Annotated in this window: 14 protein-coding genes; 4 read left to right on the forward strand and 10 right to left on the reverse strand. The window is 36.3% G+C overall.

Annotated features, from left to right (window positions below):
- Positions 1 to 93: 93 nt before the first annotated feature.
- The 10 genes from P164_RS07800 to P164_RS07845 all read right to left on the reverse strand — a co-directional run bounded on the left by P164_RS07800 (position 94) and on the right by P164_RS07845 (position 10,037).
- On the reverse strand, positions 94 to 1,458 hold the full coding sequence (locus P164_RS07800) for a dihydrolipoamide acetyltransferase family protein (protein WP_028375878.1): 1,365 nt from the start codon (positions 1,456 to 1,458) through the stop codon (positions 94 to 96).
- 84 nt (positions 1,459 to 1,542) lie between these two features.
- Positions 1,543 to 2,661: a glycosyltransferase family 2 protein gene (locus P164_RS07805; RefSeq protein WP_028375879.1), complete on the reverse strand. Its 1,119-nt coding sequence runs from the start codon at positions 2,659 to 2,661 to the stop codon at positions 1,543 to 1,545.
- 3 nt (positions 2,662 to 2,664) lie between these two features.
- A complete protein-coding gene (gene recR, locus P164_RS07810; protein WP_028375880.1) occupies positions 2,665 to 3,282 on the reverse strand; it encodes a recombination mediator RecR in 618 nt (205 codons plus the stop codon).
- Positions 3,283 to 3,335: 53 nt separating this feature from the next.
- A complete protein-coding gene (rfbD, locus tag P164_RS07815; RefSeq protein ID WP_035899419.1) occupies positions 3,336 to 4,184 on the reverse strand; it encodes a dTDP-4-dehydrorhamnose reductase in 849 nt (282 codons plus the stop codon).
- Positions 4,177 to 4,731 carry a dTDP-4-dehydrorhamnose 3,5-epimerase gene (rfbC, locus tag P164_RS07820; protein ID WP_028375882.1) on the reverse strand — a complete coding sequence of 185 codons (555 nt, stop codon included), beginning with the start codon at positions 4,729 to 4,731 and terminating at the stop codon, positions 4,177 to 4,179. The genes rfbD and rfbC overlap by 8 nt, the downstream gene beginning before the upstream one ends.
- On the reverse strand, positions 4,731 to 5,588 hold the full coding sequence (gene rfbA, locus P164_RS07825) for a glucose-1-phosphate thymidylyltransferase RfbA (protein ID WP_028375883.1): 858 nt from the start codon (positions 5,586 to 5,588) through the stop codon (positions 4,731 to 4,733). Before rfbA ends, rfbC begins: the two co-directional genes overlap by 1 nt.
- A 9-nt stretch (positions 5,589 to 5,597) precedes the next feature.
- Positions 5,598 to 6,647, reverse strand: a complete 1,050-nt coding sequence (rfbB, locus tag P164_RS07830; RefSeq protein ID WP_028375884.1) for a dTDP-glucose 4,6-dehydratase — start codon at positions 6,645 to 6,647, stop codon at positions 5,598 to 5,600.
- On the reverse strand, positions 6,644 to 7,771 hold the full coding sequence (gene wecB / locus P164_RS07835) for a non-hydrolyzing UDP-N-acetylglucosamine 2-epimerase (protein WP_028375885.1): 1,128 nt from the start codon (positions 7,769 to 7,771) through the stop codon (positions 6,644 to 6,646). The genes rfbB and wecB overlap by 4 nt, the downstream gene beginning before the upstream one ends.
- A complete protein-coding gene (locus P164_RS07840; protein WP_028375886.1) occupies positions 7,758 to 9,029 on the reverse strand; it encodes a nucleotide sugar dehydrogenase in 1,272 nt (423 codons plus the stop codon). Before P164_RS07840 ends, wecB begins: the two co-directional genes overlap by 14 nt.
- A gap of 6 nt (positions 9,030 to 9,035) precedes the next feature.
- A complete protein-coding gene (locus tag P164_RS07845; RefSeq protein ID WP_028375887.1) occupies positions 9,036 to 10,037 on the reverse strand; it encodes an SDR family oxidoreductase in 1,002 nt (333 codons plus the stop codon).
- A gap of 212 nt (positions 10,038 to 10,249) precedes the next feature.
- Between P164_RS07845 and P164_RS07850 the strand changes: the two genes are divergently transcribed.
- The 4 genes from P164_RS07850 (at position 10,250) to P164_RS07865 (ending at position 13,820) form a co-directional block, all read left to right on the forward strand.
- Positions 10,250 to 10,741 carry a Dps family protein gene (locus P164_RS07850; RefSeq protein WP_028375888.1) on the forward strand — a complete coding sequence of 164 codons (492 nt, stop codon included), beginning with the start codon at positions 10,250 to 10,252 and terminating at the stop codon, positions 10,739 to 10,741.
- A 27-nt stretch (positions 10,742 to 10,768) separates the two neighbouring features.
- Positions 10,769 to 11,716: a mechanosensitive ion channel family protein gene (locus P164_RS07855; RefSeq protein ID WP_028375889.1), complete on the forward strand. Its 948-nt coding sequence runs from the start codon at positions 10,769 to 10,771 to the stop codon at positions 11,714 to 11,716.
- Positions 11,716 to 12,585, forward strand: a complete 870-nt coding sequence (locus tag P164_RS07860) for a hypothetical protein (RefSeq protein WP_028375890.1) — start codon at positions 11,716 to 11,718, stop codon at positions 12,583 to 12,585. The genes P164_RS07855 and P164_RS07860 overlap by 1 nt, the downstream gene beginning before the upstream one ends.
- Before the next feature lie 92 nt (positions 12,586 to 12,677).
- Entirely contained in the window at positions 12,678 to 13,820 is a 1,143-nt protein-coding gene (locus tag P164_RS07865) for a pentapeptide repeat-containing protein (protein ID WP_028375891.1), read from the forward strand.
- Positions 13,821 to 13,863: the final 43 nt, after the last annotated feature.

Here is a 13,863-nt window from a genome sequence, read left to right on the forward strand (position 1 = left end):
GATAAAGACCCTATATAGATAACCTTTAAACATTAAAATGCCAGAGTATTTACTCTGGCATTTACATTTCTATGTTTTATGCAAAAGATATATCTAGACTTCTCTAGAACTATCCCAAGCTTCTAAATATTGAGCTACACGTTGTACGAATTGACCACCCAAAGCTCCGTTTATAACACGGTGATCATAAGAATGTGATAAGAACATTTTATGTCTAATTCCTATAAAATCACCTTCTGGTGTTTCAATAACCGCTGGGACTTTACGTATTGCTCCTAATGCTAAAATCGCAACTTGGGGCTGATTAATAATAGGTGTACCCATAATGCTTCCGAAGGTACCTACATTAGTAACTGTATAGGTCCCGCCTTGCGTATCGTCTGGTTTTAGCTTACCCATACGCGCTCTATTAGCAAGGTCATTTACCGCCTTAGCCATACCTACAAGATTTAACTGGTCTGCATTTTGTATTACCGGTACGATTAGATTGCCATCAGGTAAAGCTGCTGCCATACCCAGATTTATATTTTTACGTTTTATGATTGTATCGCCATCAACCGAAATATTAATCATTGGGAAATCACGTATAGCTTTAGCTACCGCCTCCATAAAAATTGGAGTAAAGGTTAACTTCTCTCCTTCTCGCTTTTGAAAACTATCTTTAACACGCGCTCTCCAATTCCAGATATTGGTTACATCAACTTCGATAAATGATTGCACGTGAGCAGAGGTTTGCACAGAGGCAACCATATGCTTTGAAATCATTTTACCCATTCGGGTCATCTGAATAATCTCATCACCCCCATTAACAGAAACCGGTGTAGCAACTTTTGATGAAGATGCTGAAGGAGAAACTTTATCTTGCTTTTGAGGTTCCGCCTTTTCTTTTGAAGGAGACACTGATTGCTTTTTGCCATTTTTAGCAGCCTCTACGTAGTTTAAAATATCATCTTTAGTAACACGGCCTTCAAGACCAGTCCCTTTTATTTGATCTAATTCTTCCTGAGCAATACCCTCTTGTTGCGCTATATTTTTAACTAAGGGAGAATAAAAACGATCTCCATCATTAGAAATAGCAACTGCTGGTGACGTAGTTGTTTTTGCCTCTTCTACACGTGCAGCTGCCTCATTAGTGGCAGCATCTTCATTTACACTTTCTAAAAGATCTGTATCGTTGTTATCAGAATCATCAGAATTTGATGTCCCCGCACTTTCTGAAGAAGTTTCTATAATTGCAATAGTTTGCCCTACCTGAACAACATCATCAGGACCAAATAGTTTTTCTACAAGAATACCTTCTACTTCACTAGGCACCTCACTATCTACTTTATCAGTCGCAATTTCAACCACTGGTTCATCAAGCTCAATGCTATCACCTACTTCTTTGAGCCAGTTTGTTACCGTAGCTTCTGCAACGCTCTCTCCCATTTTCGGTAACTTAAGTTCAAATTTTGCCATATTCGTAATAAATAGATTAGTGTGCTTTATTTTTTGCGAATTTAATAAAAAATTATATTCTAAAATTAGAAAATAATTATTCGCCTACCAGATTTGAATTTCGCCGCGATCTGTGGAGGAATCGCTGCCTGCGATAAAATTACAATTTGAAGGTCGTATGCGAAACCTATTTTGATTGTTTTTTAACAAAGTCATTGCATTAATAATAGCTGTTGTTGACAGACTTTTTAGATCAAATACAATGAGTGAGTTTGAGACTAAAGCCAGCCTAACCTGCGCTAAGCTTATGACCTTCAACTCCTTTTCTAAATTTAAGCGCATTGTATCTACTGACTTTACATCCTCACAAACTAAATAAAAGTTTGAGATTGGAGGTATAATTTTTTTTTTAGACCTAGGTAAGCTGTACGAAAATGAAAGAATTTTTAAAAAAAAAGCCATAAACCAACTGCTAATTAACCCTTTTGAAAAATGCTTTTTATGAAATATATGCATAGCGCCAAAAAAACGTTGTGCATAAATTTTATCCTTAGAACTGCTTTCTCCTTTAAAATGTATTGCTGTTAGTTTACCATAGTAGAAGTTAGTGTACCCTTTTTTATGCAGCGTATAGCTGAGATCTATATCCTCACCATACATAAAATAATCTTCATCAAAACCTCCTGTATCTAGATAAACCTGCCTTTTGATAAACATAAATGCTCCTACTAAAACCGATACCTTACCTACTTCATCCTGTGCTAATTGATTTGCATAGTAGGCCGAAGTATTTCCTATTATTTTAAGGGCTGAAACTTTTATCGTTGGCAGATTGCGTTTACTTTCGGGAAGGTAATTACCGGTACCATCTATAAGTCGAATGCCTACAGCTCCCATATCTATTTGATTTTGAGAAAATTCGAGTAAGGTTGAGAAGCAATTTTCAGGAATTACGGTATCTGGATTTAAAATACAGATATACTCCCCTTTAGCTTGAGCAACACCTTGGTTATTAGCTTTAGAAAAACCGCTGTTTGTAGTATTTGCAATGAGTTTAACATCAGGAAAATACTGCTGTACCATCGTAACACTAGAATCTTCTGAAGCATTGTCAACCACAATAATTTCAGAATCAATATCTAAAAGCGCGCGCGTTACACTCTGCAAACAAAGTTGCAAAAAATAAGGAACCTTGTAATTGAGAATGATAACCGAAAGCTTCACCGGCTAGTTTTTTAATGAATTTTCAAAAGGAATTCTATGTAAAATACTGCGCCCTAAAGTGACCTCATCTGCAAATTCCAGCTCATCTCCTACAGCGATACCACGTGCAATTGTTGATGTTTTTATATTAAATTCTTCAAGCTGTCTGTATATGTAGAAGTTTGTCGTATCTCCCTCCATAGTTGAGCTTAATGCAAAAATCACCTCATCAACAGAACCCGATTTTACTTTTTCAATTAGCGAATATATTGTCAAATCCTGCGGACCTACACCATCTAGAGGTGATATTTTACCCCCTAAAACGTGATATTGTCCTCGATATTGGCTCGTGTTTTCTATCGCCATAACATCTCTAACATCTTCAACAACACAGACTATAGATGCATCTCGATTAGGATTTGCACAAATCTCACAAATTTCTACATCAGAAATATTGTGGCAGTTTTTACAAAATTTTATCTCGGTACGTAGTTTTACAAGAGCCTGTGCTAATAGTTGTGTCTGATTTTCAGACTGGCGTAGTAAATGAAGTACTAAACGAAGCGCTGTACGCTTACCTATTCCCGGCAATTGCGACATCTCATAAACAGCCTGCTCTAATAATTTAGATGAAAATTCCATAAGCGGTAAAGTTAGCAAACATTTAGAGTAATCAAATCGCTAATAGGTTTTCCTTAACCTAAAGCATCACGCCAATTCTTAATCTGAAAACCGAAGGTATCTGCAATTTTTGAAGAATCTAATACGCTATAGCCAGGTCTCACAGCTGTAGTAGGAAATTCTGCAGATGTCACGGGTATAACTTTAGTTTGCAGGTTGTGTTTCTCTACTATGGCCTTTGCAAAATCAAACCATGTGCAACTGCCTGTATTACTAAAATGATAAATTCCTTTTGAAGATGAAGTTAACTGCGGAAGACATTTAAGTAAAAAAAAAGCCAGTTCTTCTGCCCGCGTAGGAGAACCCACCTGGTCATTTACTACGCGTAAAGTCTCTAACTTAACCGCCAGATTCTGAATAGTTTTATAAAAATTTTTACCAAATTCACTATAGAGCCAGGAAGTTCTAATAATCCAATATGCGCCAATATTAGACTGAAGAATCATTTGCTCACCGGCTAATTTTGAAGCCCCATAAACCGTAGTCGGTGCGGTATGAGCATCAACCTGATAAGGTTTTGAGTCCTGCCCATTAAATACGTAATCTGTTGAAATATGAATAAGTTTTACATCATATTTTTCGCAATAGGTAGTGAGGTTCTGAACACCATCTCTGTTTATCAAATAAGCATTTTCCTGCTCACTTTCAGCTAAATCTACGTGTGTATATGCAGCTGTATTAATGATCACATCTGGGTTAAAACGCTGAAGATATCTTTGTAAGCTTTTAGCATCTGTAATATCTAATGCTTGACGATCTGCGTAGTGCATCACATAATTAAAATCTACTGAAGCTTGCTGTATACACTCTCCCAACTGACCAGAAGCACCTGTAACTAGAACCTTTAGTGATTTATTAGACATACATTTTATCTATTACAGATCGAAAATCAAGACCTTGAGTATCTTTATCGGAAAGGTTAAATGCTATATTTTCTGGCCAATTATTAACAAAGTTAGGATCGTCAAATTTTAAAGTAAGTTCAAACTGCGGATTGTAATAATTATCACAACTGTAGGTAAATAACGTATCTTCTTCTAAAACTAAAAAGCCGTGTGCAAAATTGCGCGGTACAAATAATTGTCTTTGGTTGCTTTCATTAAGTTCTATCGCATAACTTTTGCCAAATGTAGGCTCCTCTTTTCTCAAATCTACAACCATATCAAGAACACTTCCCTGAATGACGCGTATTAACTTTGCCTGACTGTAATCTCCAGTTTGCAAATGCATACCTCTCAAAACATTTTTCTGAGATTTTGATTGATTTTGCTGTACAAAATTGGGTTTTAAGCCTGTATGTTCTAAAAAGGTATTCGCATTAAAGGCCTCAAAAAAATAGCCTCTGGAATCCCCAAAAACTTTTGGCTCCATTAACCAAAGGTCTTTAAACCCTGTCTCTATAAATTGCATTAAACTAATGTTTTTAAATAAGCACCGTAAGCAGATTTGCCGTAATTAGAAGCTATTGCAGCCACTTGTTCTTTAGTTATAAAATTCATCAACAAAGCTACCTCTTCTATACAACCTATTTTGTATTGCTGACGATGTTCTATTGCCTTTACAAAGTCTGTTGCTTCATTCAACGAGTCTATAGTGCCCGTGTCAAACCAAGTCATACCCCGAATCATTATCGCCACCTGAAGCTCTTCTAATTCAAGATATCGATTTTGAATACTTGTTATTTCTACCTCTCCCCGTTTTGATGGTTTTACCTCTTTAGCAAAAGCGACTGCTCTGTTATCAAAGAAATACAAACCCGGAATAGCATACTTAGACTTAGGCAGTTCGGGCTTTTCTTCAATCGAAAGTACTTTACCTTGCTCATCAAATTCTACAATTCCGTATCTGTTAGGATCTTTTACCGGATATGCAAAAATAGCACCGCCTTTAATCTGAGTTTGGTCTTGTAATAGTTTACTGAGTCCGCTTCCGTAGAAAATATTATCTCCTAAAATAAGAGCTACAGAATCACCTCCTATAAAATCTGCTCCTATTATAAATGCTTCTGCTAAACCATTAGGTTGTTCTTGTATGGCATACTCAAATTGGCATCCTAAAGATGAACCATCCCCTAACAGATTTTTAAATGCTGCCTGATCTTGCGGTGTAGTAATGATTAATATTTCCTGAATTCCGGCTAACATTAAAGTGGAAAGCGGATAATAGATCATAGGCTTATCATAAACGGGAAGTAATTGCTTACTAACAGCGACGGTAAGTGGATATAAACGAGTTCCGGAGCCTCCGGCTAATATAATTCCTTTCATAAAATCTTATTAGGCGTTTAAATAATGGGCATCATAATACTGCTGATAATTACCACTGGTCACATTTTCTAACCAGCTGGAATTGGAAAGATACCAATCTACAGTTAAACGCAAACCTTCTTCAAAAGTTACCGAAGGCTCCCAATCTAACGCCTCTTTAATTTTAGTTGCATCAATGGCATAGCGTTTATCATGTCCCGGTCTATCTTTAACGTAGGTAATGAGCTGTTCACTAGTACCGGCGGGATTATTTAACTTCTCATCCATTATTTTGCAAAGTAATTTTACAAGATCTATATTTTTCCACTCATTAAAACCGCCTATATTATAGGTTTCTTTTAATGTTCCGTTAGTAAAAACCTGTTCTATAGCTAATGCGTGATCTACCACATAAAGCCAATCTCGTGTGTAATCGCCATCACCATAAACGGGTAAAGCTTTTTTATGTATACAGTTATTAATAAATAACGGAATCAATTTTTCTGGAAACTGATTTTGACCATAATTATTACTACAATTCGTTATAATATACGGTAAATTATAGGTTTCCCCATAGGCCCGTACAAAATGGTCTGAACCTGCTTTTGAAGCACTATAGGGTGAATTAGGATCGTAGGCTGTAGTCTCTGTAAATAAGCCTTCTGCGCCTAAAGAACCATAAACCTCATCTGTACTAATATGATAAAATAGATTTTCAGTAAACGGAGCCTGCCAAAACTTGAGACAGGTATTAAGCAAATTTACGGTGCCTATTATATTCGTTTTTACAAATATTAAAGGATCTTTAATAGAGCGATCTACGTGAGACTCTGCTGCCAGATGAATTACCCTGTCAAATTTATAGGTTGCAAATAAAGCATCTAGATTTTCTAAATCATTAATATCTGCCTTAATAAAGGTGTAATTAGGAGCATTTTCTATATCCCTCAAATTCTCAAGATTGCCCGCATAGGTAAGTGCATCAAGATTATAAATATGATCCTGAGGTCTATTATTTACAAAAAGTCTAACTACGTGCGAGCCAATAAAACCTGCGCCTCCAGTGACTAAAATATTCATAATCGCTCTTTTACTAATTGAAAAATTCGTTGTGCCGCCTTGCCATCTCCGTAAGGATTATGTGCCTGACTCATTTGGTTATAGACGGTCTTGTTGTTTAGCAAAGTTAGAATTCCTTCTTTTAATTTTTCAGGATCTGTACCTACTAACAATACGGTGCCGGCTGTTACGGCTTCGGGACGCTCTGTCGTATCACGAGTTACTAAAACCGGCTTACCCAATCCCGGCGCTTCTTCCTGCACGCCGCCACTATCTGTAACAATAAAATGAGCCTTATTCATAAGCCAAACAAAGTCAGGATAAGCTAAGGGGTTTATTAATGAAATATTAGCAATACCACTTAGGACTTCAGACACCACACTTTGTACATTAGGATTTAAATGTACCGGGTAAACCAGATGAATATCTGTCCTGCTTAATGCTATTTCTTTAAATACTTCGCAAATACTGCGCATTCCCGATCCAAAATTCTCGCGACGATGTCCTGTAATTACAATTAGTTTCTTGTCTAAAAACGGAATATCTTTTGCAAATGATGGCGTCTCTTGTTCTACTTTACGCACGGTAGTATGCAGAGCATCAATAACAGTATTACCGGTTACAAAGATGTTTTCTTCTTTTATATTTTCGGCTAGTAAATTTGATTTTGAAAGTTGCGTAGGTGCAAAATGAAAGTCGGTAAGTCTGCCGGTAATTTGGCGGTTCATTTCTTCGGGAAACGGAGAATGTTTATTAAACGTACGTAATCCCGCCTCAATGTGTCCCACTTTTGCCCCCGCATAGAAAGCAGCCAGACTTGCCGCCATTGTAGTCGTAGTGTCACCGTGTACAAAAACAAGATTCGGTTTAAAATCTTCTAATGGGTTTTTAAGCGATTCTAAAACTCTGGAAGTTAAACTGTATAAATCCTGATTTTTTCGCATTAAATCCAAATCATAATCGGGTACAATTTCAAAAAAATCAAGAACCTGATCCAGCATTTCCCGATGCTGAGCGGTAATACACACTTTAGTTTTAAAAAACGCTGCATTCTTAAAAGCTGCAATTACCGGAGCCATTTTTATAGCTTCGGGTCTGGTGCCAAAAACAAAAAGAACGCGTTTTTTATCCTTAGAGTCTTCCATCTACTCCCTCTTTTAAAAAGCCTTTAACATCATACACCACGGCGTTATCTGCTTTTAGGACTTCGATATCCAGACTTTCAAATTCGGTATGTCCTACCGCAAGAACAATAGCTTGAAAACGTTTATTTGGTAACTCCTTTAAAAGTTCAAAACCGTATTCTTTTTTAACTAAATGCGCATCTGCCTGTGGGTCAAACACCGAAACATTTGCACCATATTCCTTTAAATCCTTTATAATATCTATTACGCGCGTATTGCGTACATCTGGGCAATTTTCTTTAAATGTAATTCCTAAAATAAGAATCTCGCTGTTTTTTAATTTGATATCCTTCTGAGCCATCAATTTGACAACCTGCGAAGCTACATAAGGCCCCATACTATCATTAAGCTTACGCCCCGCGAGTATAATTTCTGGGTGATACCCTACCTGCATTGCTTTTTGAGCCAAATAATAGGGATCAACCCCTATACAATGACCACCTACAAGACCAGGCTTAAACGGAAGAAAATTCCATTTTGTACCGGCAGCTTCTAAAACCTCTTGCGTATCTATATTGAGAAGATTAAAAATTTTAGCAAGTTCATTTACAAATGCGATATTAATATCCCGTTGTGAGTTTTCAATAACCTTAGCAGCTTCTGCAACTTTAATAGAGGCTGCTTTAAAAGTACCTGCAGTAATGACCGAGGCATATAGCGCATCAATTTTACTGGCGATTTCTTCAGTAGAGCCCGAAGTTACCTTTCTTATTTTATCAACGGTATGAGTTTTATCACCGGGATTTATACGCTCTGGAGAATAACCTGCATAAAAATGCTCATTATATCTTAAGCCCGATATTTTCTCAAGTATTGGAATACAAATCTCTTCTGTTACACCAGGATAAACTGTAGATTCATAAATGACGATGTCATCTTCCTTTAAAAAAGTTGCGACAAGTTCGCTGGCTTTAATTAACGGGGTTAAATCTGGAGTGTTATTTTGATCAATTGGTGTAGGTACGGTAACTATAAATACAGAGACATTGGCAAGGTCATCTGGTGACGCGGTACAGTAAAGACCACATTCTTCAGTATTTGTTTGTTTTAAAACTGAAGTAAGCACGTACGCATCAAGTTCACCGGTATGATCATAGCCGGTTTTTAAAGCTTCGATACGTGATGTGTTTATATCAAAACCCACTACAGAATAACGGGTCGCAAACAAACGAGCTAATGGAAGCCCTACATACCCCAACCCAATAATACCAAGTCTCATTATTCTTTATGATTTCAAATTTTTTATATACCATTCAACCGTTATGTCTAAGCCTTGTGCCAGACTGTACTCGGGATTATAACCAAATAAGTTGCGCGCTTTTGTAATAGAAGCAAGTGAGTGAGGTACATCTCCTGCACGTTCTGGTCCAAAAACAGGCTGTAAATCCTGTATTGTAGTATCGTAATTGAGCAATCTGTGTTTTAATAAATTTACCAGTTCTATAAGAGAAGTCTGTGCCGCACAAGCCACATTATAAATCTCATTTAAAACACAGTCGCTGGTTGCTGCCAAAGCTAGCAAATTTGCCTGAACGACATTCTCTATAAAGGTATAATCACGAGAAAATGATCCGTCACCATTAATTACAGGAGCTTGATGATTAATTAAAGCCTGAAGAAATTTTGGAATTACTGCAGCATATGAACCGTTTATGTCCTGCTTCGGACCAAAAACATTAAAGTATCTTAACCCAATGCTATTAAAATCATAGGTTCTCTTATAAACTGCGGCATATTTTTCATTACCTAGTTTCGTCAAGGCGTAAGGAGAAAGCGGCTCTCCAAATTCACTTTCTATCTTAGGCAATGCATTTGAACTTCCGTAGGTTGAAGAGCTAGCTGCATAAACAAAGTTTTTTACTTTAGCTTTTCGTGCGGCATCAATAACATTTAAAAAACCTGTACTATTTACTGCGTGTGTAAGTAGAGGGTTTTCGATACTACGGGGAACAGATCCCAACGCAGCCTGATGGCTTACAAAATCACAATCTGCAGTTGCAGCAAGACACGTTTCATAATCTCTTATATCTCCTTCAATCAATTCAAACAATGGATTTTGTTTAAATTCTAAAATGTTTTCTAGCTTTCCTGTTGAAAAGTTATCGAGACACCGCACGCGTGCACCCAAATTGAGAAGGGTTTCTACTAAATGAGAACCAATAAATCCTGCACCGCCAGTTACCAGGACCAACTTATCTTCAAAATTAAAAACGTCTGAATAGATCATAAGGGGGATGATTTTGTCATCTACGAATATAGACTTTGTCCAGCCTATATTCAAACTTAACATTTATTAACATAAGGTTGTAGTTACCAATTACTTGGGAAGATTTAACATATTTATCCTGACGTCGTTAAATTTATATTAAACGGTAACTACTGCTATTTTATAGGGGTTAACAATGGTAAATTTGACTGAAACAAAAAATACATAATACTATGAATTATCTCAATCTAGATACAGCTAAAACGAAAAAAACCGTTAATGAGTTAAACATATTACTCGCTGATTATCACCTATATTACCAGAAATTAAGAAATTTTCATTGGAATATTATTGGTGAAAATTTCTTTGATCTGCATATTAAATTTGAAGAAATGTATAACGATACATTAATAAAAATTGATGAAGTTGCTGAGCGCATTCTTACGCTAAGATTTCAACCGGTAAGCAATTTGAGCGATTATATTAAAATGTCTGAAATTAAAGAATCGCCGAGTGAAATTAAGGATAGTGAAATGATTGAAGTTTTACTCGAAGACCACGGCACTTTACTTGTTCAAATGCGCAAAACTGTCGAAACTGCAGATGCCGGCGGTGATGAAGGAACTATAGACTTGTTAGGCGCCTACATTAGAGAATTGGAAAAAACAAGCTGGATGTTAGATACTTGGAAAATGAACAAAACTTCAAACCACAAAAAATCGTAAATTATTAAACAACACTAAAAACACTATATGTATATTTTACAAGAAGCAGGTGACAAGGATTGGGTATTTGCCGGATTTGATTTTCATAAACTAGTAGATAAATTACAGGGATGGGGTGAGAGCTTTATTTTAAGACTTCCTAATTTTGTAATAGCCGTTTTGGTTTTTATCGCCTTTTGGATTCTTGCTAAATATGTTTCAAAATTTGTGCGCAGAATCTTAATGCGCACAGTTAAGCAAGATTCTATACGCGTAATGGCGGGTAAAACTTCTTTTGCGGTTACTGTTCTTGTAGGCTTCTTTGTTGCATTAGGTATAATGGATCTGGATAAAGTTCTTACCTCTGTACTGGCCGGTGCCGGTGTTGTAGGTCTTGCCATAGGTCTAGCCTTACAGGGAACGCTTAACAATACATTTAGTGGTGTTATACTTAGCTTTATGCCCAGACTACAACTGGGTGATTGGGTAGAATCTAACGATTATTCAGGATTCGTAGATGAGATTACCTTACGTAATGTCACACTAAAGCAGTCTGACAATAATTATGTTATTATACCTAACTCTAACATCGTTGATTCTCCTTTTAAAAACTGGAGTCAGACTGCACGATCACGTGTTTTTATAAATTGTGGTGTGGGTTATGAGTCTGATCTAGAGCAAGTAAAAAAATTAACCTTAGAGACGTTAGCAGCAGAATTTGAGCAATCTCCCGGCGAGGAAATAGAATTTTTCTATGAAGAGTTTGGAGACAGTTCTATAAACTTTGTTGCGCGTTTTTGGTTTCCTGTTACTAAGCGTAGAGATATGCTGGTAGCACAGGATAGAGCTATTATTGCCATTAAAAAAGCGTTTGATGCTAATGATATTAATATACCATTCCCAATACGTACATTAGATTTTGGTAAAAATAAATTTAGGTCTGAAACTATAAACATTTCAAACGCTAATGGTTCAGATTTTAGCCAGGAAAGCTAATGATCAATATCAAGTATATACTCGTAACTTTATTATTGGTAAGCTTTACTAGTTGCCAAAATTATGGCGAGTTAACTAAAATAGGTAGTCTCACCCGAGATCTTGCTGAGGTTTCGGGTATTGCTACATTTAGCAATGATTCACTTATTTATGCTATCGCAGATCACGGAAATCCTAATAGTATTTATGGCATTACTAAAACCGGTGAAATTAGACGTGAAATCGTAATTAAAAATGCACCTAATGAAGATTGGGAAGATTTAGCTACAGATTATGCTGGTAACCTCTATATCTCAGATACAGGCAATAATGAAAATGACCGTAAAGATCAATTCATTTACATTCTAGACAACTTTAAAAATTCAATAAAAAATTCTGATACACTTAGTGCATCTAAAATTGTTTTCACACTTTCTGATCAGAAAGAATACCCACCTAATTTAAGAGACCTTAATTTTGATATTGAAGCGCTTATTTATAAAGATGCTTATCTCTATATGTTCACCCGTAATAGAAGTCGCAATTTTGATGGTATTACTAAATTATATAAGTTACCGGCACGAGAAGGCGCCTATGAGGCTCAACTTATAGCAAAATACACCGTTTGTGATAATTTAGAAACCTGCGCAATTACAGGAGCTGCTTTATCTCCTAATGGAAAAACCCTGATTCTTTTAACATCAAGTAAAGTGATTAAATTTTCAGGATTTAAGAATGATAATTTTTTCTCCGGCTACGTGGAATCTATTCCCTTCGGAAATACTTCAAGAAAAGAAGGTGTTACGTTTAAAAATGATTCTACGCTATATGTAGTTGATGAGATAAGAGCTCAAACGGGTGGAAATCTATATGAATTTAATTTATATTAGATTTCAAATTTCAGTTTAAGTTGAATTAGCACTTACAACAATCTTCTTTCAATTCCGTTTTATAGTATTTTAGCACAAAAGCATGCTATACTATGACTCCTGAGCAAATAGAATCTTTAAAGGCTGAAAATGAAAAACTAAAATCCATACTTGGTGAGCAAGAGAAACGAAAGAAAAAACGCCGAAGTCTGGGCTGGAATTTTCTGAAAAGATCTTCCGGTTACGTACTGGGTTCCCAGCTTAAACAAAGTATAGAACGTTTTCTCGAGGAGATGGCAGAACAGCAACGCGTCTCTAGAGATACGCTTTCAGACTTACTAACAAGCATAATAATACGGCTTACTCGTGTAGGTTTTTTGCTGGTAATTACAGCAATTCTCCCTTCTATTCTTCTTATTTTTCAAACTTATTACCTTGCCAAACAAAACACGCTAATTACAGGACAAAGCGAAATGTTTAGACAGCAAAATAACCGTCTTGATCAACAAACTTATTTACAGGAAGCAGACCGTCGTGGACAAACGCTTTTGTTAATGGATAATATGCTGAAAGAAATTAATGATGAAGTTGCTCGTGACCCACAGAATAAGTTGAATGATGCCACGGCCGGCAGATTAATTGCTTTGAGTAAAATATTAAAACCTTATCGCTATCTCGAAAATGACAGTTTAACCAAAAACATTGTAAGCCCAGAACGCGGCTATCTGTTAATCTCACTTCTCGAAACAGGAATAAATTTAAGAAATAGCGCCAGATCACGAGCTAATGGAATTCTACTTGAGCGACTCGATTTTACCTATTCTGAATTGCGTAATATCGCACTTAAGAAGGCAGATTTAATTGAAATAGACCTTTCTTTTGCAGATTTGAGAAACTCAAGTTTTAACGGTACAGATTTTGAAAAAGCAACGCTGCACAAGGCTGCAATGTCTGACACAGACTTAAGTTATGTAAGTTTTAAAAATGCAGATTTGAGTAATTCAGATTTACAAAATGCTATATTGGACCACGGCAATCTTCAAAAAGCAAATCTGGCCACAACAGATTTACGTAACGTAAGTCTTTCTAAAACCACTTTGAAAGGCGCCGATTTTACAAATGCACGTGTGCACAAAACATTTGAAAGAGATGCGAAAATGCAATTGAATGAAGACCAAAGTTCCTGGCTTTTTAATACTTACAAGGTTGAAGAAGTAGATGATGACCATTATCAATTACTTCCTATAAGAAACTAAAAAAGAGCGTATTCTAGGGAATACACTCTTTTTTAAGTCTTGA

Origin of the sequence: Leeuwenhoekiella sp. MAR_2009_132, from assembly GCF_000687915.1 — a bacterium.
Lineage (GTDB): Bacteria > Bacteroidota > Bacteroidia > Flavobacteriales > Flavobacteriaceae > Leeuwenhoekiella.